Genomic DNA, 21,010 nt, shown 5'->3' with positions numbered 1-21,010 from the left:
AGCCGATGCGCCGCCCGCTCGCCGTCGTCGTCGCCGCCTTGGTGTGCCTTGGCACACTGGGTGCGGTGTCGGCCGCCGCTCTCGCCGCTGCCTCCGGGCACGGCGGAACCGGGGGCCGCAGCCTGGTGGTCAGGAACGACGACGGCGAGCTGGCCCGGGTGCCTTTGGGCGCGGATACCTTCGCCGTGAGCTACCGCAATTCGATTTACGGAACCGTGGCCGAGGAGCGCTACGTCGTGCAGGCCGACGGCAGCTACCGGCTGGCGGAAATCGCGGCGGACCAGCTGGCCGTCCTCGAGGAGTACTACGGCGTCCCGGGAGCACCGGTTGCCGCCGGCCCGAACGACCGCCGCAATTTCGTGGTCCCGCCGGCACCCTCGCGCCCGGCGGTCTTCGAGACGCTCTCCATCGCTGCCACCGACCTGGGGCAGCGCACCCTTTATGTCCCCGGCGAGCCGCCCCTGGACCTGTGGCGCCTGGCCGGGGACGACGATCCATACGTTGAGCTAGATATCAAGGAGACCCCATGACCGAGCGACTCGACGGCAATGGCGCCGTGACCGCCCGCGCGCTGCCGCCGGAGGGCCGGAAGCAGGGCCACCACCCGGCCGAGGCGCCGGCTTCGAAGGACGACCTCGGCGTCATCCAAGCGCCGAAGGGCACCTTCGACCCCGGCAAGGACTCGATCGACGAAGAGGCCCTGATCGCCGAGTTCGAGGCGGAAAAGCCGGCCAGGCACCTGAGCGGCAAGCCCGCGCTGATCGTGCAGGTGATGGGCGTGGCGCTCTCACTGTTCGCCCTCTACTGGGTGTTCAACCCCATGCCTACCCAGTTCTACCTGCCGGCCTTCCTGATGCTCGGCCTGTCGCTGACCTTCCTGGTCTACCGCGGCTGGGGCCGGTCCGAACGGGCGAAGGAGTCCGGCCGGGCGGACAACCCGCACGTCGTGGACTGGGTGCTCGCCGTCATCGCCATCGTCCCGTTCATGTACATCATCTCGGACTGGGACGGCTTCTTCCGGCGGGCGATCATCCCCACCTACCTCGACCTGATCATGGGCACCATCGCCATCCTGCTCGTGCTCGAGGCGTGCCGGCGGACGGTCGGCATCCTGGTACCCGCCGTGGTGCTGTTCTTCTTCGCCTACGCCTACTTCGGCCCGTACTTCCCGGACCCGTTCCAGACCTCGCCGTTCGGCTGGATCCGGCTGGTGGGCCACAACGTCATGGGCACCCAGGGCATCTTCGGCGTCCCGACGGAGGTGGCGGCGACCTACATCATCCTGTTCACGATCTACGGCGCGGTGCTCGGCGCTTCCGGTGCCACAAAGTTCTTCATCGATCTGTCCTTCTCGGCCTTCGGCCAGTCCCGCTCCGGTCCCGGCCGCACGGTGACCATGGCCGGTTTCCTGCTCGGCACGGTCTCCGGCTCGGGCGTCGCCACCACCGTCACCCTCGGCGGCATCTCCTGGCCGCTGCTGCGCAAGGCCGGCTATCCCAAGGAGCACGGCGGCGCCGTGCTGGCGGCCGCCGGCATCGGCGCCATCATGTCGCCGCCCACCCTGGGCGCCGCGGCGTTCATCATCGCGGCCCTGCTGAACGTATCCTACCTCGAGGTGCTGATCTGGGCCACCATCCCGACGCTGCTCTACTACCTGGGCATCATCCTGGCCATCGAGATGGACGCCCGCCGGTTCAAGACGAAGCCCGTCGAGTTCGAGGCCAAGCCGGTGGGCAGACTGCTGCTGCGCTTCGGCTACCACTTCAGCTCCCTCGCCGCGATCGTCGTGTTCATGGCGATGGGCATGACCCCGTTCCGCGCCGTCGTGTACGCGACCGCCCTCGCCTTCGTGCTCAGCTTCTTCGACCGCCAGTCGTGGATGACGCCGAGGCGGATCTGGGACGCGCTGGCCACCGGCGCCACCGGCGCCCTGTCCGTCATCCCGGTGATGGCCGCGGCGGGCCTGATCGTCGGCGTCATGACGCTGACCGGGCTCGGCCTGAAGCTCGCCAACATCATCGTGGACTTCGCCGGCGGCAGCCTGTTCCTGACGGCGCTGTTCTCCGCGATCTCGGTGATCCTGCTCGGCCTGGCCGTGCCCGTCACCGCGAGCTTCATCATCTCGTGGGTGATCATCGGTCCCGCCCTCCAGGACGTCGGCGTCCCGGCGTTCGCCGCGGCGATGTTCATCTTCTACTACTCGGTGCTGAGCGAGGTCTCGCCCCCGACCGCGCTCTCGCCGTTCGCGGCGTCGGCCATCACCGGCGGCAAGCCCATCCCAACGATGTGGCTGACCTGGCGCTACACGCTCTCGGCCTTCCTCGTCCCGTTCATCTTCGTGCTGTCGGGGCCTGGCATCGGCCTGCTGATGCAGGGCGGCGTCCTGACCGTCCTGCTGGCGCTGGCCGTCTCGGCGGTCGCGGTGGCGGCGCTGGCGGTGGCGACCGGGGGCTGGATCATCGGGCCGGCGACCTGGCTCGAACGCGCGGTCATCGGCCTCGGCTCGCTGCCGCTGCTGGTCATGGAGCCCATGTACCTGGCCATCGGCGCCGCCGTGGTTGCCGCCGGCCTCCTGCTCCACGTCGTCCGCATCAGGCGCCACTCAAAGAGCTTGGCGGCGCCGGAGGCGGTCCGGTGACGGGGCAGCGCTACGCCGTCATCGGCGGCGGCATCCTCGGTGCGGCGGTCGCGCGCCGGCTGCTGTCCGTGCAGCCGGATGCCCGGGTCACGGTGCTCGAAAAGGAGCCGGCACTGGCGTCGCACCAGACCGGCCGGAACAGCGGCGTCGTCCACGCCGGGCTCTACTACACCCCGGGATCGCTCAAGGCCCGGCTGTGCCGCCGCGGGGTCGGGCTGCTGCAGGAGTACTGCGGCGGGCGCGGGCTCGCCTATGACGAATGCGGCAAGGTCCTGGTGGCGCGGGACAGCGTCGAGGAGTCGCGGCTGGGCGACATCCTGGCCCGCGCCCAGGCCAACGGCGTCCCGGGTGTCCGGATCATCGACCGCGATGAACTGCGCGCGCTCGAGCCGCACGTCGAGGGCACCTCCGGCCTGCATTCGCCGCACACCGCGATCGTAGACTACGGCGCCGTCACCCGGGCACTGGCCGAGGATGTGGCCGCCGCGGGCGGCACCGTCACGACCTCGTTCGAGGTCACTGGGCTGGCCCGCCGCGGCGGCGAGACCCTGGTGACCGGCCGCCGCCAGGGCTCGGAAACCACCGAGGCGTTCGACGCCGTCATCGTCTGCGCGGGCCTGCACGCCGACCGCGTGGCAAAACTCGCCGGGGACGACGACGACCCGAAGATCGTGCCGTTCCGCGGCGAGTACTACCTGCTCCGTCCGGAAAGGCGGAACCTGGTGAAGGGCCTGGTCTATCCCGTGCCGGACCCCAGGTACCCGTTCCTCGGTGTCCACCTGACCCCGCGCGTGGACGGCGAGGTGATGGTGGGCCCCAACGCGGTCCTCGCCCTGGCCCGCGAAGGCTACGGCTGGACCACCTTCTCCGCCCGCGACCTGGCCGATGCCCTCGCCTGGCCCGGTTTCCGCGCCTTCGCGAAGAAGCACTGGCGCACCGGCGCTACCGAGATGCTCGGCTCGCTGAGCAAGCGGAAGTTCGTCGCCGAAGCCCGCAAATACGTGCCGGAGCTGACCATCGACGACGTCGTTCCCGGCCCGTCCGGCATCCGCGCCCAGGCGCTGGGCCGGGACGGCTCGCTGGTGGACGACTTCCGCATCACCCGGCACGGGTCAGTGCTCAGCGTCCGCAACGCCCCCTCCCCCGCAGCCACGTCTTCCCTGGCCATCGCCGAGCACATCGTCGCCCTGGCCCTCGACCGAAAGGACACTCCCACGCCATGAGTACCCAACGCTTCGCCCGCGGCCTGTGGGGCGTGCTCGCGACCCCATTCACCGGGTTCGAGTACGCCCTGGACGCCGAATCGCTGCGCCGCGAGGTCCGGCTCTACCGGAAGATTCCGGCCACCGGCCTGGTAGTGCTCGGCGTCTTCGGCGAAGGCGCCGCCCTGGACACCGCCGAACAGTCCGTGGCCGTCCGCACCGTGGCAGAGGAGGCCGGGGAGATGCCGCTGGTCGTCGGGCTGTCCGCCCGCACCACCAACGTGGCACTCGAGCAGGCCCGCACCGCGGTCGACGCGGCCGGCGGCAACCTCGCCGCCCTCATGGTGCAGGCCAACACCCCGGACCCGGAAGCCCTCAGCACCCACCTCGCCGCCATCCACCGGGCCACCGGCGCCGGCATCGTGCTGCAGGACTACCCGGTGGCCTCGGGCGTGAAGGTCAGCACCGCGCAGCTCCTGGACGTGATCCGGCAGTGCCCGTTCATCGTTGCAGTCAAGTCCGAGGCGCCGCCGACCGCCGCCGCCATCGCCAAGCTCACCGCCGCCATCGACATCCCGGTGTTCGGCGGGCTCGGCGGCGTCGGACTGATCGACGAACTCGCCGCCGGCGCCGCCGGCGCCATGACCGGATTCTCCCACCCGGAGGCGCTGCAGCTGGCCATCACCGCGTACGAAGACGGCGGCTTCAGGGCCGCCCGCGACGTGTTCGCGCCGTGGCTGCCGCTGGCCAACTTCGAGGGCCAGCCCGGCGTCGGCCTGGCGCTGCGCAAGGAGATCCTCAAGCGCCGCGGCGTCATCGCCGAAGCGCTCGTGCGCCCGCCGGCCCCCACCCTGCCCGCGGAGCTGGCCGACATGATCGACGCCCACCTCGACGCCGTGAAGGAGCTTGCCTGATGGATACCGGACTCAAGGGAAAGAACGTGCTGGTGCCGGGGTCAAGCTCCGGAATCGGCCTGGCCATCGCGCAGGCGCTGGCCGAGGAGGGCGCCAACCTGGTGCTCGCCGCCCGCCGCGGGGACGTGGTGCAGGCCGAGGCCGCGAAACTGCCCTCCGCCGCCGGCATCGGCCTCGACCTCAACGCCGACGGCGCGCCGGCCGCACTGGTGGAGGCGGCGGAGAAGGCCTTCGGGCCCATCGACGTGCTGGTCCTCAACGGCGGCGGCCCGCCCCCGGGCGGCGCGGCGGACGTCACCGACGAGCAGGCCCTCGCCGCGGCCCACCAACTGCTGCTCCAGCACATCCGGCTCACCAGCCTGGTGCTCCCCGGCATGCGCGAACGCGGCTGGGGGCGGATCGTGGCCGTCGGCTCCAGCGGCGTGCAGCAGCCGCTGCCCAACCTGGCGCTGTCCAACATCGGCCGCGCCGGGCTGGCCGGCTACCTCAAGACCCTCGCCGCCGAGGTGGCCGCGGACGGCGTGACCGTCAACATGGTGCTGCCGGGCAGGATCGACACCGACCGGGTGGCCTCCCTCGACGCGGCGGCGGCGAAGCGCACCGGAAGCACCCCCGAGGAGGCGCGCCGGTCCTCCGAGGCAGGCATTCCCGCGGGCCGCTACGGCAAGCCAGAGGAATTCGCCGCCGTCGTCGCGTTCCTCGCCGGCACGCCCGCCGCCTACGTCACCGGGGAGCAGATCCGGGTCGACGGCGGCATGGTCCGCTCCTACTGATTCCGCGCCCATCGGCTCCTGGCCGCATCCATGAAAGGGAACCATGAACCACACCCTGCACCTGTGCTCGGTCCGCGCTGACGCGGAGGAGCTTGCCGCCGTCGTCCATCCCCGGCGCGGTCTGGCCCTGGTCCGCGACCTGCTGCCGGACTTCACCGGCGACATCCGGCAGGTCCTCGCCGAAGACCTGCTGGAACGGCTGGAAAAACTCGCGGAAGCGGCCGACGACGGCGTGTTCCGGGATTCGGACAGCGTCACCTACGGCGCGCCCTACCGGCATCCGCGCATGCTGTGGGGCATCGGCCTGAACTACGTGGAGCACGCGTCCGACCTGTCCGAGGGCGTGCCGGAAGAGCCGGCATCGTTCATCAAGGGCGACCACACGGTGATCGGCCCGGGCGAGGACATCCCCATCCCGGCGCAGAGCGGGCGCACCACCACGGAGGCGGAGGTCGCCGTCGTCATCGGGCGGTACTGCCGCAATGTGGAGGTGGAGGACGCGCTCGACTACGTGGCCGGCGTCGTCCCCGTGCTGGACCAGACGGCGGAGGACATCCTGCAGCGCAACCCGCGGTTCCTCACCCGCTCGAAAAACTTCCCCGGGTTCTTCTCCTTCGGTCCGCGGATCGTGCCGCTGGCCGAGGCGGTCGGTGCCGGCACGCTGGCGGACATGCAGGTGTCTACGGTGGTCAACGGCGAGGTGCGGCGCACCAACACGGTCTCGCACATGCGCTACAGCCCCGAGTACCTGATCAGCTTCCACAGCAAGGTGATGCCGCTGTACCCGGGGGACATCATTTCCACCGGAACGCCCGGGGCCATCCACGTGCGGCCGGGGGACACGGCGGAGGCGCGCGTGTCCGGCGTGGGCACGCTCAGCAATCCGGTCACCGCGGGCGGCTAAGCGGGTTCGGCGCCCGGCCGGTCGCGGCCGGTTCCTCCCGGTCCTCCCCGGCGCCTACCGTCCTCGTCAGGGGCGGCGGGAGCCGGCGGCCCGGTCCAGCAGCTGCGCGAGGTGGATGCCCCGGCGGTCGGTGAGGTCCTCCAGCTGGGTGCGGCAGGAGTAGCCGTCGGCTAGGACCACGGCGTCCGGCTCCGCGGCGCGCACGGCCGGCAGGAGCTGCTGCCCGGCGACGGCGACCGAGACCTCGTAGTGGCCGCGCTCCACGCCGAAGTTGCCCGCGAGGCCGCAGCAGCCGCCCAGCTTCCGCACGCTAGCTCCCGCGCCTTCCAGCAGGGCGGCGTCCGGGCTCCAGCCCATGACCGCGTGGTGGTGGCAGTGCGGCTGGGCAACCACCGTGGTGCCGGACAACGACGGCGGCACGTAGCCGGGCGTCTTCGCCAGCAGTTCCGCGAGGGTGTGGGTGGCGGCGGCCACCGGCGCGGCGCCGGGGCCGGCCAGCTCGACGGCATCGGCGCGCAGCACCCCCGTGCAGGACGGCTCGAGCCCCACGATCGGGATCCCCTCCGCGGCGTAGCCGGCCAGCGCCTCGACGGAGGACCGGAGGATCTTCCGTGCGGTATCGAGCTGGCCCGTGGAGATCCAGGTCAGCCCGCAGCACACCGGCCGGTCCGGAACGCGGACGCGGTAGCCGGCCGCCTCCAGCACGCGCACGGCCGCCTTGCCGGTGTCCGGGGAGAAGTAGTTGGTGAAGGAGTCCGCCCAGAGCAGCACCTGCGGCCGGTCCTCCGGGGCGCCGGCTGCCGGCGCGGGGCGTGAGCGGAACCAGTCCTGGAACGTCCGTGGAGCGAAGGCCGGGATCTTCCGCCGCCGGTCGACGCCGGCCAGCCGCAGGGCCAGCTGCCGGATCCCGGGCAGGCGCATCAGGAAGTTCACCGGCCGGGGAGCGGCGGAGGCCAGCCTCGCCCAGCGGGGCAGCCAGCCGAGCGAATAGTGGGATGCCGGACGCAGCCTTCCCTTGTAGCTCTGGTGCAGCACCTCGGCCTTGTAGGCGGCCATGTCGATGCCCGTGGGGCAGTCCGACGCGCACCCCTTGCAGGAGAGGCACAGGTCGAGCGCCTCGTGGACCTCCGGCGCCCGCCAGTTCGGCGGCCCGCCCTTCGCTCCGCCGGTGACGCTGCCGTTGATCATCTCCTGCAGGGCGCGGGCCCGGCCGCGGGTCGAGTCCTTCTCCTCGCGCGTCGCGGCGTAGGACGGGCACATCACCGTCCGGCTGTCCGGGTTCGCCACGCGGCACTGCCCCACCCCGGTGCAGCGGTGCACCGCCTGGCTGAAATCGCCGCCGTCGTGCAGGTAGCCGAACGCGAGCCCGGACCGCAGCGGCCCTGCCTCGGCCACCCGGACGTTGGCGTCCAGCGGCTCGGGATCGACCAGGACGCCGGGGTTCAGGACGTTGTCCGGGTCCATGATGCCCTTGACCTTGCGGAACAGCGCGAGCGCCGCCGGCGAGTACATGTACGGCAGCAGCTCGCTGCGCGCGCGCCCGTCGCCGTGCTCGCCGGACAGCGAACCGCCGTAGCTAGCCACCAGCTTCGCCGCGTCGGTGAGGAAGGACCGGAAAGCCGCCGTGCCGCCGTCGTACTGGAACGGGAAGTCGAGGCGCACATGCACGCAGCCGTCGCCGAAGTGCCCGAACGGGAACCCGGTGAGGTTGTGGGCGAGCAGCAGCGCATCGAAGTCCCGGAGGTAGTCGCCCAGCCGCTCCGGGGGCACGGCGGCGTCCTCCCAGCCGGCGTGGGCGGGCGACCCGGCCGGCGAGCGCCCGGCCAGCCCGCCGCCGTCCTCGCGGATCCGCCAGAGCGCGGCGGCCTGCAGCGGATCGGTGACGATGCGGGACCAGCGGGCGGCGCCGATACGGCCGACGCGGGCCGCCCGGTCGGCGACCTCGAGGGCGTCCTCGCCGGAGACCTCGACGAACAGCCAGGCCGCGCCGCCGGGCAGTTCGGGCACGGCCTGCGGGCCCTTCCGGGTCCGGACCACCTCGACGATCCTCGAGTCCAGGCCCTCGCAGGCGGTAGGGGTGAAGGGCAGCACCGCGGGAACCGCGTCGCCGGCCTCCCCGATGGTTTCGAACCCGAGCACCACCATGGTCTTGTGCGGCGCGTCGGTGACCAGCCGGATCCCCGCCTCCAGCACGACGGCGAGGGTCCCTTCGCTGCCGACCAGCGCGCGCAGGAGGTCGAAGCCGCGCTCGGGCAGCAGGTGCTCCAGCGAGTAGCCGGAGACCTGCCGTCCGAACCGGCCCAGTTCGGTGCGGATGGTGCCGAGCTCCGCGTCGACCAGCGAGCGCAGGGCGTCCCTTTCCGGCGACGGCGGCGTGCCCTCCGCGCCGAGCCGCAGCCGGGTTCCGGCGCCGGTGACGACCTCGAGATGGGTGACGTTGTCCGCCGTCCGGCCGTAGGCGAGGGCCCGGGAGCCGCACGCATTGTTGCCGATCATGCCGCCGACGGTGCAGCGGGTGTGGGTGGACGGATCCGGTCCGAACCGCAGCCCCTGGGCAAGGGCCGCCCTCTGCAGCGTCGCGTGGACGGCGCCCGGCTCCACGACGGCGGTGCGGGTTTCCGCGTCGAGTTCCAGCACCCGGTTGAGGTGGCGGCTGAAGTCGATCACGACGCCGCGGCCGATGGCGTTCCCGGCCAGCGACGTCCCGGCGCCGCGGGAGGTCAGCGGAATCCCGCGCTCCCGGCAGACCTCCAGGGTGGTGAGCACCTCGTCGAGGTGCCGGGGAAAGACCACGGCGGACGGCTGCACCCGGTAGAGCGAGGCGTCGCTCGAGTAGACCGCGCGGGTCGTGGCGTCCGCCCGCGCGTCCGCGACGCCCCTGGACTGCAGTTCGGCGACCAGGGAGCGGGGGGCCGTCAGCATAGGTGGCATGTGTCACATGTTACTGATGGGACCGCGCCGTCCGGGCCGTTCCGCGCCGCTACGGCCGGACGAATTCGCCGTCGGCCACGCGGCCGAGCAGCTCGGTGAGCAGGTCCAGGCCCGCGAGCATGTCCTCGTCGCTGGTGAGTTCCTTTTCGTTATGGCTGATGCCCTCGACGCTGGGCACGAAGAGCATGATCGTGGGGACCTTGTCCTTCATGTTCGTAGAGTCGTGCCCGGCGAGCGTGCGGACGGTGCCGTGCGGCAGGCCGAGGGCCTCGGCGCATTCGGCGGCCAGCTTCATGCCGGCCTCGTCATAGGCCTTGGAGGCCCAGACGTGCTCGGCGCCGCGCTCGATCCTCACGGCGGCGCGCTGCTCGATGGCCTGGATCCGCCGGTGCAGCTCGGCGTCCGCGGCGGCGAGGACGTCCGCGTCGGTGCTGCGCAGGTCCACCAGCAGGTTCACCCGGCTGGCCACGACCACGGGCGAGTTCGGGAACACGTTGAGCTCGCCGCAGGAGGTGATGACGGCGTGCTCGTCGGTGGAGAATTCGTCGGCAATGTCGCGGGCGGCGACCACCAGCAGCGAGGCGCCGAGCAGCGCGTCGTGGCGGTCGGCGATGACGGTGGCGCCGGTGTGGGCCTGCTCGCCGTGCACCACGAACTCGTACTTGTTGGCGCCCCAGGTGGACTCGACCAGGCCGATGGTCAGCCCCGCGTCTTCAAGCGAGCGGCCCTGCTCGATGTGGATCTCGAGGTAGGCGGCGACGTCCAGCGAGAAGTCGCCGACCGTCCCGATGGCCTCCAGCGCCTGGCGCACGGTGGTCCCGTGCGGGTCCGTGGTGGCCAGCACCTGCTCCGCGGGAAGCTTGCCGGTAAAGACCGAGCTGCCCATCATGGACGGCTTGAAGCGGCAGCCCTCCTCGTTGAACCAATTGACGACGGCGATGTTGAATTGCGCGGTTTCGTCGCCCTGGGTGAAGCGTTCCTTGAGCCGGATGGCGGCGTGGGCTCCGGCGAGCACGCCGTAGGCCCCGTCGAATCGGCCGCCGAGCGGCTGCGAGTCCAGGTGCGAGCCGACGGCGATGTACGGGGCGCCGGGCGTGAGCTCGAGCAGCGCGAACTGGTTGCCGACGGCGTCGTAGCGGACCTCGAAGCCGTGGCCTTCGACGAGGCCGCGGAACCAGTTGCGGGTCTGTCCGTCGGCGATGGTGCCGGCCTGCCGGTCCACGCCGCCGCCGGCGGTGGCGCCGAAGGTGCTCATCGAGCGGAAGTCGGCGAGGAAGGCCTGGCGGGGGTCGACCTCGGTGCGGGCGGCTGAAGCGGCGGTGGTGGTCATGAGTCTGCTCCGATCAGTGCGGATTCGGTGATGAGGCTGTGCGTGAAGTCGCCGCCGACGATGGTGGCCAGGACCTCAAGCGCGGCAATGTCCGGCGCGTCCAGAGGGGAACCGGAGAGTACGGCGAAATCGGCCAGCTTGCCGGCGCGCAGCGTGCCCTTGTCGGCGTCCGTCCCCGTGGCGATCGCGGCCCACTCCGTGTAGCTGCGCAGCGCCTCCTCCGGGGTGAGGCCCTCGGCGGCGCCGCCGAGCAGGTGGCCTTTCTCGGTGCGCCGGTCCACGCTGGACTGCAGGGCCCTGCGAACGTTGTTGTCCGCCACCGGCAGGTCGGAGGAGCCGGCCGGCAGCACACCGGCGTCCACCAGCGAGCGGCCGCGGTAGAGCCAGCCTTCCCGCTCCGGTCCGACCAAGGCCGCCATCTGGTCGCCGAGCGGCGAGATGAAGGAGGCCTGCGGAGTCACGGCGATGCCGGCCTTCGCGACGGCGGCGACCTGGTCCGGGCGGGCGATGCCGAAGTGCTCGATCCGGTTGGGCAGCGCATTGCGTCCGTAGCGGGCCTGGCACGAGGTGATGATCTCGATGGCGAGGTCGATCGCGGCGTCCCCGATCGCGTGCAGGGCGACGGGCCAGCCGGCGCGGTAGGCGGCGTCGATGCGTTCGCGGTAGGCCTCGGGGGTGTCGAGCAGGTAGCCGGTGTTGTGCTGGTGGCCGCAGAAGTCCTCGGTGACCGCGGCGGTGGCGCCGAGCAACGAGCCGTCCATGAAAACCTTGATCGGTCCGAGCGAGAGGTGGTCGTCGCCGAAACCGGCAACCACGCCCAGGTCCAGCCCGCGGCCGGAGCCGGTCCCGTGCATGTCGCGGGCGTTGGCTTCCAGCGGCCGCAGCGCGTCCAGTGCCGGCATCAGCTGGGCCCGCGCGTGCAGCTTCCCGGCGCGGCGGGCGACCTGGTAGGCCTGCACTTCCACTGGGCTGTGCCCGATCCAGCCGCCGCCGATCCCGGCCTCGGTGAAGCTGGTGATGCCCTCGGCGGCGTACCGAGCGGTCGCGGCGTCCAGCGCGTCCACGATCTGCTCCACCGGATACGGCAGCAGCAGGTTCTGGACCAGGGCCTGCGCGGATTCCTCCACTATGCCCGTGGGGTAGCCGTCCTCGCCGCGGAGGACGGCGCCGCCCGTCGGGTTGCCGAAGCCGGGCTCGAAGACCCCGGCCAGCCGCAGCGTCGCGGTGTTGGTGATGGACAGGTGGCCGGACGTGTGCCGCAGGTAGAGCGGCCGGTCCCCGGTGATCGCGTCCAGCCGCCGGATGTCCGGGAAGGCGCCGCCGTGGTGCTTCTGGTTGAACCCGGTGCCCTGGACCCAGCGGCCCGGCTCCCCGGCCAGCCGCTCCGCCTCCGCTTCGAGCAGCGCGTAGAGCTCTTCCAGGCCGCGGGCCTTGCTCAGGTCCACGGCGTCCAGGCCGAGCCCCCACCAGGTGGTGTGGCAGTGCGCGTCGATGAAGCCGGGCACCGCCGCGGCGCCGCCCAGGCTGATGTCGCGGCCGGCGGTGCAGCCGGCGAGCTCCTCGTCGAAGCCGACGATGCGCCCGTGCAGCACGCCGACACTGTGCGCGCGGGGCCGCTCGTGGTCGAGCGTGATGATGTCCGCATCGCGGAGGATCAGGTCCAGCTTCATTCGCCCGCCCTTTCGGAAGCAGCGGCGGCCAGCTCGGCCAAGTCTCCGCCGTCGTCGTTAATATCCCCGTGCAGCGCCGCGTTGGCCTGGCCGGGCGGCATCGTGGCGGGGTCCATGAACAGGTGCAGCAGGGCCGGCTTGCCGCTGGCCAGCGCCCGTTCCAAAGCCGGCGCGAAGTCCGCGGTGGATTCCACCCGCTCCCCGTGCCCGCCGAAGGTCTGCATCCACGCGGCGAAGTCCGGGTTGGCCATCGAGGTGCCGGAGGGGCGGCCCGGGTAATGCTTCTGCTGGTGCGCGACGATGGTCCCGTAGATGCCGTTGTCCACCACGACCACCAGCGGCGCCGCCCCGTGGCCGACGGCCGTGGCCAGCTCCTGCGCGTTCATCAGGAAGTCGCCGTCGCCGCACACCGCGACCACCTGCCGTTCCGGATGGACCAGCGCCGCGGCCACGGCGGCGGGAACGGCCAGGCCCATGGCGCCGTTGCGCGGGCCGACCAGCGTGCCCGGGCCGGCGTGGCTCAGGTAGCGGTGGCCCCAGATGGTCGCATTGCCGGCGCCGTAGGTGGCGATCCGGTCCGCGGGCAGCGTCCGCTCGAGCACGCCGAAGGCCTCGCCCAGGTCCACGCCGCGGGCGGAGTCGCCGGGGCCGTAGTCCGGGCGGGCGGTGGCGTAGCGCCGCTGGTCGGCCGCGAGCGCGTCCATCCAGTCCCGGCCGCGGGCGCCGCGCGCCGCGGACGCGTCCGGCAGGGCGGCGGCAAAGGCCGCGGGTCCCGCGGGGATGTGCTGGTCGATGCGGCCGGCATGGGTCGCGGCGTCGGGATCGGGAAGAACGACGACGGTAGGCGCCTCGAGCCCGCGGGTGTACCCGTCGCTGAGCACGTCGGAGCGGCCGCACCCGATGAAGACGAGCAGGTCCGCCTCGTCGAGCCGGGCCGCGAGGGTGTCCGCGCGCCCGTAGCCCAGCCAGCCGGCCCAGGCCGGACTGGAGTGCGGGACCGCGTCGTAGGCCCGCCAGTCGGCGGCCACCGGGATGTTGGCGTCCTCGGCCCAGCCGGCGAGCCGGTGCGCGGCCTCCGGGGTCCAGCCATCGCCGCCGGCCACCAGCAGCGGGCGCTTCGCGCCGGCCAGCCGGGCCGCCAGTTCGTCGAGCGATGCCGGAGCGGGCGCCGCCGCCGGGAGCGCCCGCGGCGGCACGGCCCGGGCCTCCGTGCGGCGGACCAGCACGTCCTCGGGCAGCCCGACGACCACCGGACCGGGCCGGCCGGACGAGGCCAGCCGCATGGCCTCAGCGACCATCTCGGCCGCCCGATGCTCGTCGTCGAGCACCATTACCCGCTTGGCAGTGGTGGAGAACCAGCCGGAGAGGCTGAACTCCTGGAACGAGTCCCGCTCCCGGTCTGCCACCGGAATGAGCCCCACGAAGAGGACCAGCGGCGTGGCGTCCTGCCAGGCCGTGTGGACGGCGATCATCGCGTTGGCTGCCCCCGGCCCGCGGGTCACCATGGCGATGCCCGGGGTGCCGGTGAGCCGCGCCTCCGCCAGGGCCATGAAGCCGGCCCCGCCCTCGTGGCGGCAGACCACCGTTTCGATGGGCGAGTCGTAGAGCCCGTCGAGCACGTCGAGGAAACTCTCCCCCGGGACGGCGTAGGCGCGGCGGACCCCGTGCTGCTCAAGCTGGCTGACGATCAGGTGGCCGGCGGTGCTGGACATGAAGCGTTAATTCCTTTGTTCGGTGCTGGTGTACAGGCCGGGGAGGGCCCGGCTGGCGGCGAGGGCCCGGCCATCGCTCAGGGGTTGGTATCTGCAAGCGATTGGCCCGTAATGGCTGGAATGGACGTCCTAACGAGCCACTTCAGGCCAATCGTTTGAGAGGGTGCCAGCCGGGCCGGGCTGGCGGCTAGTGCTTGAACCCGGGCAGGTTCACGCTCATCCGCGGCGCGACGACGCCGGCCACGGCGGTGAACAGGCTCAGGAAGACCAGCATCGCGGCAGCGGGCCACCAGTGGTTGCCGACCGACGCGACGAAGCCCGTGGCCAGCAGCGGGACGAAGCCGCTGAGCATGCCGGCCACGTTCTGCGCGAACCCGACGCCGCTGTAGCGGGTCCGGGCCGGGAACAGGCCGGTGAGCACGGTGCCGGAGGCCGCGTACGGGAAGGACAGCGTCGCCACCGCCAGGACCATGCCGGTGATGACGAGGAAGTCGTTGCCGCTCTCGACCAGCAGGAAGGAGGGCACCGCGGCGACGGCGGACAGGATGCCGCCGTAGATAATCACCTTGCTGGCGCCGAAGCGCTCGGCCAGCCGGCCGCCGGCGATCAGGACAGGGATCTCGACGACGGCGGCGATCATGCCGCCCAAGAGCATCAGCGAGGACTCGTAGCCCAGGATCTTTACGCCGTAGTAGACCACGAACGCGGTGACCAGGTAGAAGCCGCCGACGCCGAGCAGGGCCGCCGCCATGCCCACGATGATGTGCTTCCAGCTCTCGCGCAGCACGGTGCGGATCGGCGCCTTCTCGGTCTCGCCGGCTTCCATCAGCTCGGCGAAGACCGGAGACTCGTCGAGGCGGGAGCGGATGTAGAGGGCGAGCAGCAGCATCGGGAACGCCGCCAGGAACGGGATACGCCAGCCGAAGGAGTCGAAGCTCTCCTGCGAGAAGAGGAGCGTCATCACGAAGAAGCCGCCGGAGGAGAGAATGGTGCCGATCGGGGAGCCGATCTGCGGCAGCGCGGCGTAGCGGGCACGGCGCTCGAGCGGCGCGTTCTCCACCACGATGGTCATGGCGCCGGACCACTCACCGCCCACGAACAGCCCCTGCGCGATGCGCAGCAGCACCAGCAGGATGGGGGCGGCGACGCCGATCGCCGCGTAGGTGGGCAGCAGGCCGATCAGGCCGGTGATGATGCCGATGCCGACGATGGTGACCATCAGGGTCTTGCGCCGGCCGATCCGGTCGCCCATCGCGCCGAAGATCATTCCGCCGATCGGACGGGCCACGAGGCCGACGCCGAAGGTCGCGAAGGAGGCCATCGCGGCCGCCGTCGCGTTTTCGCTGGTGAAGTACTGGACGTTGAAGACCAAGGCAGCGGCCGCGCTGAAGAGGAAGAAGTCGTACCACTCCATCGCGGTGCCGACGAGGGCGCCGATGGCGACCTTGGTCGCCTCCTTGTCCGAGATCTTCCTGGTCGCCCCGGCTTCGAGGTTCAGGGATTGCGTCATGGTGCCTCCGCACTCTAGGGGCCGGCGCTACACGGACGCCGCGGCCTCGCATTCGAATGCACACCAGCATGCCAGAGTGCAGCAGGTCACACCCGCACGAATCGAGGCGGGTTTGGAGGAGTAGGATGTGCAAACGCACAAGATTGGAGGGTCCTGACGCGGTGGAAATGCCTTCGAAACGGGGAATTAACGACGGCGGCGCGGCCGCCCGCTGGAACGAGCTGCTCGACCTGCTCTCCGTCGACGCCCTGACGGACGCGTTCCTCGAGCGCGTCCTGCAGCTGGAGGACTACCGCGACGGGGCGCTCCCGGCCAGCGAGATCCGCCGGACCGGCGCCGCCTCCTTCGAAGCGCTGATCGAAAGCCTGCGGCCCGGGGCCGACAGCAGCCGCCTGGTCAGCGAACGCCAGAACATCGCGCTGGACGTCGGCGTCTCCCGCGCCCGGGCCGGCGTCCCCGTGGAGTCGCTGATGACGGCGATCCGGCTCGACTTCACGGTCCTCTGGAGCCATCTCATGGCCCTGGCCGGGCCGGACGACGCGCCGCTGCTCGTGCGCCGGGCCGAGACGGTGTGGCAGGTCGTGGACACCTATGCCGCGCAGACCCAGGTGACGTACCTGGCGGAGCGGCAGCGCATGGCCCACGAAGAGTCCTCGGTCCGCCAGGGCTACGTGGCGGCCATCTTCGGCCCCGCGGCACCGGCGCCCGACCTGGTCGAGCGCATCGCCGCCGAGCTTGGCCTGGAGCGGGACGGACCCTTCGGCGTCGCCGTCGCCACGGTCGAGAATGCCGCCGCCCTGCGGATCGTCATCGCGCAGGCCGCCCGCCGGGGCGGCGAAATCTTCACCCATCCGCTGGCCGACGCGCTCGTCGCGTTCTGGGTGCTGGACGAGCGGCACGGGTCCGCGCTCTACGAGGCAGCGGAGCGGATCGGCCGGCTCCGCTGCGGCCTGATCGAACGGGTGGACGGCCTCGCGGACCTCTGGAACAGCGCGCGGCTCGCACGGGACCTCGCCCAGCTCGCGGAACCCGAAGACGGGGGCGCGCTGACCCTCAGCGGCGCCTGGTCGCGGCTGGCCCGGCTCCGGCTCGCCGCCGCCAACCTTCCGATTGCCCCGGACGTGGAGAGCGCCCTGGCCGGCTGCGGACCGGTGGAACGCGAGCGGCTCATGGAAGCCGTCCGCGCCTACCTCGCCACGGGCAGTGTCACCGATTCGGCCGCCCGCCTCTTCTGCCACCGCAACACGCTGATGAACCGGCTGCGCCGCTTCGCCGACCTCACGGGGGTCGACCCCACCGTGCCCGCCCAGGCCGCCCGCCTGGTCGTCGCCTGGCTCTGATTGCCCCCGGTTAAGCGCCGAACGCCATCCGCAGGCCCAGCGCGAACATCACCAGGGCAATCAGCCCGTCCAGGATCCGCCACGACATCGGCTTCGCAAAGAACGGGCGCAGCAGCCGGGCGCCGAAGCCCAGCGCGCTGAACCAGAGGACGCTGCCCAGCATCGCCCCGCCGCCGAACCACCAGCGGGCGCCGCCGGCCTGGCTGTTGGCGACCGAGCCGAGCAGCAGGACCGTGTCGAGGTAGACATGCGGGTTCAGCCAGGTCAGCGCCAGCACCGTTGCCACCGCCGCTTTCCGGCTGAGCGGCCCCTGCTGAGCGGACGCGGTGAGCGCCCCGGGCCGGATCGCCCGTTTTGCGGCCAGGATTCCGTACGCCAGCAGGAACGCCGCGCCGGCAAAGCGGATAATAACGACGACGGCGGGGGCCGCCTCGATCAGCGTGCCGATTCCCAGGATGCCCGCGGCGATCAGCACCGCGTCCGACAGAGCGCAGATCAGCACCGTCACCGCTACGTGCTCGCCGCGGATGCCCTGCCGCAGCACGAAGGCGTTCTGGGCGCCAATGGCCACGATGAGGGCCAGGCCGGTGCCGAGGCCGAGGAGCGCCGCCTGGATCATGTCCGCTGGAATCACCACAAGAGGCTACTACGGCCGCCGGCCGCACCCGCGCCGCCCACCGCCAGCCGCCCGGGCCCGCGGACGCGGAGTTGGCCCGAGGCATTCCCATGGACCCGAGGGGCCAGTAGGTTAGGTGATTGAATCCCGTTCCGCCCTTCAGGAAGGACCTCCCGTGGCCAACCCCAGCCCGATCGACATCCAGAAGGCCCTCGGCGGCGTCGACTACCCCGCCTCCGCCGCCGACTTGGTCAAGAAAGCAGAGGACTCCGGCGCGGACAGCAGCGTCATCGACGTCCTGCGCGGCCTGCCCGACCGGCAGTACGAGACGCCCGCCGAGGTCAACAAGGCCGTCGCCGGCAACTGACCGTCCGGGCGTTCCCGGGATGCGCCGGTCCTCCGGCGGCGCGGGCCCGCGCCGATGGAGGTGCGCCGGCCGGCCGCTGCGGCTACCTTGGAAGGGATCCCTTTCCCCACCCGAGGACTTCCATGCCGCCCCGCACCTTGTTCCGGTCAGTTGCATTTGCCGAAGCAGCCACCTGGACGCTGCTGCTCTTCGCCCTGTTCCTGAAGTACGTCCTGCACACCGGCGAGGCCGTGATGAGCGTCGCCGGAGGCCTGCACGGCTTCGTGTTCCTGTGCTACGTGGCGAGCACGTGCTTCACGTGGGTGAACCAGAAATGGTCCACCGGAACGGGCCTGCTCACCGTGGCCTCCGCCGTCGTTCCCTATGCCACCATTCCCGCGGAAAGGTCACTGGACCGCCGGGGCCTGCTGAGCGGTGGCTGGCGCCTGGCCGCGGGCGGGGCGGAACCGCGCGGACCGCTGGAGAAGCTCCAGGCGTGGGTCCTGCGGAAGCCGGCCACCGCCGTCGTCGTCGCGCTGGTGGCCGTCGCGGCCGTCTTCAGTTTCCTGCTGTTCCTCGGTCCGCCGGATACCTGGTTCGCCTAGCCGCTAGGCCGCCAGGGCAACGTCGGAACCCGAGGCCACGGACGCGCCCGCCAGCGCTCCGGCCTTCCCGGCCGCTTCCGCGGACCGGGCCGGTTCGGCGGCCTCGGCCGGAAGGACGGCGCTCAGGTTGCATGGAACCGGATCCTGGCCGGCACCTGCCGGGAGAGCCTGTGCGTCGGCGCACTCCCGCAGTTCCCGGGCGGCCTCGGCCGTTGCCTGGGCCGCCGCAAGATCCAGGACGATCCCGAGGCCCGGCATGAGCGTGTTCACCCGCCGGGCGACGGCATGGAGTGCCTGCACGTTCCGGGAATCCACGCTCCCTTTGACTTCGATCCTGGCGCTGTGGCAGTCCACGTCCATGCTCACCAGGACCTTGAGTTTGTCGCCCTCCATGCTAAGCAGCTTCCGCCTTGCCGACGGATGCCAGCACGGGCTTGCGCGCCGCGCGGCTGGCTTCCGCCCTCCGCCAGGCGGCCTCATCCTTGAGGATCTCCTCGTACGACTCGCGGAAACGCTCCCGCTCCCCGGCCGGCACGAGCTGCAGGTAAACGGGGTGGTTGAAGACCCGTTTGCGGACCTGGTGGCAGAACGGCAGCACGGACAGCCGGCGGCTGTGCGCATCCGCCAGCGCGGTGCGGATCAGCCGGTCGTCCAGGTCGGTGTCGCGGAATTCCTGGTCCACAGCGGTGTGAAGAAGCCACATCTGGTCGCCCTCAATGCGGTAGTGCAGGGACCCTGCGACCGCTCCATCAACGTAGGCGTCGTACTGCGATGCACCGAAGTTGTTTCGAATGACCTGCATGCTCTCTCCTCTGTTTCTCCCCTTCAGCCCCGACCGTAGCTGGGGCCGGCATTTCGGGCTGAAGGGTCCAGCGGCGCCCCCCTGAAGGATCGGCACCGCCATCGGATCTTGCTTACAAGGGTAAGCAAAGCATGCTTACTTTATTTGCGCAAAACGTTCCATCAAAATTGGTCATTTTTGTATCAGCTGCGCAGCGTTTCGAGGCGTTCCAGCAGATGGTCCAGCGATTCCTCGAACTCCTGCCCTGCCCGATCCTCGGAAAGCAAGGTCTGGAATTCCCGCAGCAGCGGGTAGTCCGACAGGTCGGCCGCGCGCGGGGGCCGCACCTCGGCCTCCTCTGCCGGCCCGATGTCCACGCCCATGGCAGAAACCTCGAGCAGCAGATGCCCCAGCAGGAAACTGCTGAAGGCCCGGTAGGCGTCCACGGCCGCGCGGTCGCTGAATCCCGAACCGGTCAGTGCTGCCAGGAAGGACTCCACCCAGCGCAGGCTGCGCAGCGGCGGCCGCACCCAGGGGGCCTCGGTCGGCCTGGTGGCAACCAGCGGAAACACCTGCGGCCGCGCCATGGCCAGGCGCCGCGAACCGTGCGCCAGCCGCAGCAGGTAGTCCTGCCAGCCGTGGACCGGCTCTACCGTGACCTCCGGGTCGCTGTAGAGCTCGTCCACCACGGTTTCCACAATGCCGTCCAGCAGGTCTTCCCGCGAATGCACGTAGCGGTAGAGCGACATCGCCTCCACGCCCAGTTCCTTGCCCAGCCGGCGCATGGTGAGCTGCCGGACCCCGAAGCGCTCCACGTACTCGACGCCGGCTTCCAGGATCATTCCGCGTTCCAGGCGGGCGCGTTCGGCACCGGGTTCCCGGCTTCCGTCGTGGCCTGCTGACGCTGGACCGGACACTGTCTGCCCCTTCCCTGCGGCTCAATCCAGCCTACGCTCAGACAGGCATCCGTGTCCCAGCATCCGGAACATAGAAGAGGGGAAGCGCCAAGCGCCTTCCGTTATGCCGAGGGAGAACCGGGCCGCGGGCGTTCGACCGGGTAGTGCTTACGCCGTAAGCTCTTGGTATGGATGAAGAGTTGAAACAGGTTTGGGTCGCCTCGGCGGCGGTCGAATCCCTGCAGGGAGAAATCGACCAAGCCGAAAGCAACCTGGACACCGCCATCGACGAGGCGGTGAAGGCCGGAGCCGATCCGGACGCAATCGGCAACGCGGCAAACCTCACCGCCAGCGAGCTGAGCGGCCGCGTCCCCGTGCTCCCCGCCGAACCGGCCTAGCCGCCCTCCACGGCGAAGGGAACGGCAGCAACAACTTACGCAAGACAGAAGCACCGCCGCAGCCAGACGCTGCAGCGGTGCTGTTCCTTTTTGCCGTAAGGCTCGAGAAGGCCTAAGCCAAAGAGCCTGGGGCCGCGTCGCCCGACAGGCTGACCGTGAATACGTTGGGCCCGCTGCGCGTGACCCTCACCCGATCCCGCGGGGCGTTGGCCTTGGTGGACACGTGCGCGATGGCGGCCTCCAGCGTGTGGTCCATCGTGGAGTGGTCCCAGATCTTGAGCGTCATCGAGTGCGATTCGAAGTTCATGCACCGCTGCTTTCTTCGTCGTTTTCCCGCCACCTCGTCGCTGAGGAAGCGGGTCCACCTTATCCGGCAACCCATGGGCGGCTCATTGAATGTGACCGAAAGTGACCGCCTGCACAAGCATCGACCCGCCCGGCGGT

Annotated in this window: 20 protein-coding genes; 10 read left to right on the top strand and 10 right to left on the bottom strand. The window is 71.1% G+C overall.

Annotation, left to right across the window (positions count from 1 at the left end; all coding sequences use genetic code 11):
- The first annotated feature begins 5 nt into the window (after positions 1–5).
- The 6 genes from WFH44_RS15220 to WFH44_RS15195 are packed head-to-tail and all read left to right on the top strand — an operon-like array spanning position 6 to position 6,431.
- Positions 6–530, top strand: a complete 525-nt coding sequence (locus tag WFH44_RS15220; protein WP_336714763.1) for a hypothetical protein — start codon at positions 6–8, stop codon at positions 528–530.
- Entirely contained in the window at positions 527–2,638 is a 2,112-nt protein-coding gene (locus WFH44_RS15215) for a TRAP transporter permease (protein WP_336714762.1), read from the top strand. Before WFH44_RS15220 ends, WFH44_RS15215 begins: the two co-directional genes overlap by 4 nt.
- The gene (gene lhgO, locus WFH44_RS15210; RefSeq protein WP_336714761.1) at positions 2,635–3,861 is read left to right on the top strand and encodes an L-2-hydroxyglutarate oxidase; all 1,227 of its coding nucleotides are present in this window, start codon (positions 2,635–2,637) and stop codon (positions 3,859–3,861) included. The genes WFH44_RS15215 and lhgO overlap by 4 nt, the downstream gene beginning before the upstream one ends.
- A complete protein-coding gene (locus WFH44_RS15205; RefSeq protein ID WP_336714760.1) occupies positions 3,858–4,754 on the top strand; it encodes a dihydrodipicolinate synthase family protein in 897 nt (298 codons plus the stop codon). The genes lhgO and WFH44_RS15205 overlap by 4 nt, the downstream gene beginning before the upstream one ends.
- The gene (locus WFH44_RS15200; protein ID WP_336714759.1) at positions 4,754–5,527 is read left to right on the top strand and encodes an SDR family oxidoreductase; all 774 of its coding nucleotides are present in this window, start codon (positions 4,754–4,756) and stop codon (positions 5,525–5,527) included. Before WFH44_RS15205 ends, WFH44_RS15200 begins: the two co-directional genes overlap by 1 nt.
- A gap of 43 nt (positions 5,528–5,570) precedes the next feature.
- Positions 5,571–6,431 (top strand): fumarylacetoacetate hydrolase family protein, encoded by an 861-nt coding sequence (locus WFH44_RS15195; RefSeq protein ID WP_336714758.1) that lies wholly within the window; start codon positions 5,571–5,573, stop codon positions 6,429–6,431.
- A 66-nt stretch (positions 6,432–6,497) separates the two neighbouring features.
- Here WFH44_RS15195 and WFH44_RS15190 read toward each other — a convergent pair whose 3' ends face one another.
- From WFH44_RS15190 to WFH44_RS15170, 5 genes are all read right to left on the bottom strand, one after another.
- The gene (locus WFH44_RS15190; protein WP_336714757.1) at positions 6,498–9,362 is read right to left on the bottom strand and encodes an FAD-binding and (Fe-S)-binding domain-containing protein; all 2,865 of its coding nucleotides are present in this window, start codon (positions 9,360–9,362) and stop codon (positions 6,498–6,500) included.
- Positions 9,363–9,411: 49 nt separating this feature from the next.
- Positions 9,412–10,692: a M20 family metallo-hydrolase gene (locus WFH44_RS15185; RefSeq protein ID WP_336714756.1), complete on the bottom strand. Its 1,281-nt coding sequence runs from the start codon at positions 10,690–10,692 to the stop codon at positions 9,412–9,414.
- Positions 10,689–12,362: an amidohydrolase gene (locus tag WFH44_RS15180; protein WP_336714755.1), complete on the bottom strand. Its 1,674-nt coding sequence runs from the start codon at positions 12,360–12,362 to the stop codon at positions 10,689–10,691. Before WFH44_RS15180 ends, WFH44_RS15185 begins: the two co-directional genes overlap by 4 nt.
- A complete protein-coding gene (locus tag WFH44_RS15175; RefSeq protein WP_336714754.1) occupies positions 12,359–14,074 on the bottom strand; it encodes a thiamine pyrophosphate-dependent enzyme in 1,716 nt (571 codons plus the stop codon). The genes WFH44_RS15180 and WFH44_RS15175 overlap by 4 nt, the downstream gene beginning before the upstream one ends.
- 187 nt (positions 14,075–14,261) lie before the next feature.
- A complete protein-coding gene (locus WFH44_RS15170; RefSeq protein WP_336714753.1) occupies positions 14,262–15,584 on the bottom strand; it encodes an MFS transporter in 1,323 nt (440 codons plus the stop codon).
- A gap of 167 nt (positions 15,585–15,751) precedes the next feature.
- Here WFH44_RS15170 and WFH44_RS15165 point away from each other — a divergent pair, with 167 nt between their 5' ends.
- Positions 15,752–16,924, top strand: a complete 1,173-nt coding sequence (locus tag WFH44_RS15165) for a PucR family transcriptional regulator (protein ID WP_336714752.1) — start codon at positions 15,752–15,754, stop codon at positions 16,922–16,924.
- Positions 16,925–16,934: 10 nt separating this feature from the next.
- On the opposite strand, the gene WFH44_RS15160 is transcribed toward WFH44_RS15165, so the two are convergent.
- Positions 16,935–17,558 (bottom strand): LysE/ArgO family amino acid transporter, encoded by a 624-nt coding sequence (locus tag WFH44_RS15160; protein WP_442892920.1) that lies wholly within the window; start codon positions 17,556–17,558, stop codon positions 16,935–16,937.
- A gap of 157 nt (positions 17,559–17,715) precedes the next feature.
- Between WFH44_RS15160 and WFH44_RS15155 the strand changes: the two genes are divergently transcribed.
- Positions 17,716–17,907, top strand: a complete 192-nt coding sequence (locus WFH44_RS15155; RefSeq protein ID WP_336714751.1) for a DUF2795 domain-containing protein — start codon at positions 17,716–17,718, stop codon at positions 17,905–17,907.
- 122 nt (positions 17,908–18,029) lie between these two features.
- Positions 18,030–18,491: a DUF3817 domain-containing protein gene (locus WFH44_RS15150; RefSeq protein ID WP_336714750.1), complete on the top strand. Its 462-nt coding sequence runs from the start codon at positions 18,030–18,032 to the stop codon at positions 18,489–18,491.
- A gap of 3 nt (positions 18,492–18,494) precedes the next feature.
- Here WFH44_RS15150 and WFH44_RS15145 read toward each other — a convergent pair whose 3' ends face one another.
- From WFH44_RS15145 to WFH44_RS15135, 3 genes are all read right to left on the bottom strand, one after another.
- Positions 18,495–18,884, bottom strand: a complete 390-nt coding sequence (locus WFH44_RS15145) for a hypothetical protein (protein WP_336714749.1) — start codon at positions 18,882–18,884, stop codon at positions 18,495–18,497.
- Position 18,885: 1 nt separating this feature from the next.
- On the bottom strand, positions 18,886–19,293 hold the full coding sequence (locus WFH44_RS15140; protein ID WP_336714748.1) for a GNAT family N-acetyltransferase: 408 nt from the start codon (positions 19,291–19,293) through the stop codon (positions 18,886–18,888).
- 182 nt (positions 19,294–19,475) lie between these two features.
- The gene (locus WFH44_RS15135) at positions 19,476–20,189 is read right to left on the bottom strand and encodes a TetR/AcrR family transcriptional regulator C-terminal domain-containing protein (protein ID WP_336714746.1); all 714 of its coding nucleotides are present in this window, start codon (positions 20,187–20,189) and stop codon (positions 19,476–19,478) included.
- A 167-nt stretch (positions 20,190–20,356) separates the two neighbouring features.
- On the opposite strand from WFH44_RS15135, the gene WFH44_RS15130 reads away from it, so the two are divergent.
- The gene (locus tag WFH44_RS15130; RefSeq protein WP_336714745.1) at positions 20,357–20,566 is read left to right on the top strand and encodes a hypothetical protein; all 210 of its coding nucleotides are present in this window, start codon (positions 20,357–20,359) and stop codon (positions 20,564–20,566) included.
- Positions 20,567–20,678: 112 nt separating this feature from the next.
- Here the strand turns inward: WFH44_RS15130 and WFH44_RS15125 are convergent, their stop codons facing one another.
- A complete protein-coding gene (locus tag WFH44_RS15125) occupies positions 20,679–20,873 on the bottom strand; it encodes a hypothetical protein (protein ID WP_336714744.1) in 195 nt (64 codons plus the stop codon).
- Positions 20,874–21,010: the final 137 nt, after the last annotated feature.

It is taken from the genome of Arthrobacter sp. USHLN218 (genome assembly GCF_037144715.1).
Taxonomy (GTDB): Bacteria; Actinomycetota; Actinomycetes; order Actinomycetales; family Micrococcaceae; genus Crystallibacter.
This window is presented reverse-complemented; position numbering and strand designations above follow the sequence as displayed.

What these genes read in the sequence shown, in the direction of transcription:
- WFH44_RS15220 (WP_336714763.1), top strand. Translation starts at nt 6, where the DNA reads ATGCGCCGCCCGCTCGCCGTCGTCGTCGCCGCCTTGGTGTGCCTTGGC.
- WFH44_RS15215 (WP_336714762.1), top strand. Translation starts at nt 527, where the DNA reads ATGACCGAGCGACTCGACGGCAATGGCGCCGTGACCGCCCGCGCGCTG.
- WFH44_RS15205 (WP_336714760.1), top strand. Translation starts at nt 3,858, where the DNA reads ATGAGTACCCAACGCTTCGCCCGCGGCCTGTGGGGCGTGCTCGCGACC.
- WFH44_RS15200 (WP_336714759.1), top strand. Translation starts at nt 4,754, where the DNA reads ATGGATACCGGACTCAAGGGAAAGAACGTGCTGGTGCCGGGGTCAAGC.
- WFH44_RS15195 (WP_336714758.1), top strand. Translation starts at nt 5,571, where the DNA reads ATGAACCACACCCTGCACCTGTGCTCGGTCCGCGCTGACGCGGAGGAG.
- WFH44_RS15190 (WP_336714757.1), bottom strand. Translation starts at nt 9,362, where the DNA reads ATGCCACCTATGCTGACGGCCCCCCGCTCCCTGGTCGCCGAACTGCAG.
- WFH44_RS15185 (WP_336714756.1), bottom strand. Translation starts at nt 10,692, where the DNA reads ATGACCACCACCGCCGCTTCAGCCGCCCGCACCGAGGTCGACCCCCGC.
- WFH44_RS15180 (WP_336714755.1), bottom strand. Translation starts at nt 12,362, where the DNA reads ATGAAGCTGGACCTGATCCTCCGCGATGCGGACATCATCACGCTCGAC.
- WFH44_RS15175 (WP_336714754.1), bottom strand. Translation starts at nt 14,074, where the DNA reads ATGTCCAGCACCGCCGGCCACCTGATCGTCAGCCAGCTTGAGCAGCAC.
- WFH44_RS15170 (WP_336714753.1), bottom strand. Translation starts at nt 15,584, where the DNA reads ATGACGCAATCCCTGAACCTCGAAGCCGGGGCGACCAGGAAGATCTCG.
- WFH44_RS15165 (WP_336714752.1), top strand. Translation starts at nt 15,752, where the DNA reads ATGCCTTCGAAACGGGGAATTAACGACGGCGGCGCGGCCGCCCGCTGG.
- WFH44_RS15150 (WP_336714750.1), top strand. Translation starts at nt 18,030, where the DNA reads ATGCCGCCCCGCACCTTGTTCCGGTCAGTTGCATTTGCCGAAGCAGCC.
- WFH44_RS15145 (WP_336714749.1), bottom strand. Translation starts at nt 18,884, where the DNA reads ATGGAGGGCGACAAACTCAAGGTCCTGGTGAGCATGGACGTGGACTGC.
- WFH44_RS15140 (WP_336714748.1), bottom strand. Translation starts at nt 19,293, where the DNA reads ATGCAGGTCATTCGAAACAACTTCGGTGCATCGCAGTACGACGCCTAC.
- WFH44_RS15130 (WP_336714745.1), top strand. Translation starts at nt 20,357, where the DNA reads ATGGATGAAGAGTTGAAACAGGTTTGGGTCGCCTCGGCGGCGGTCGAA.
- WFH44_RS15125 (WP_336714744.1), bottom strand. Translation starts at nt 20,873, where the DNA reads ATGAACTTCGAATCGCACTCGATGACGCTCAAGATCTGGGACCACTCC.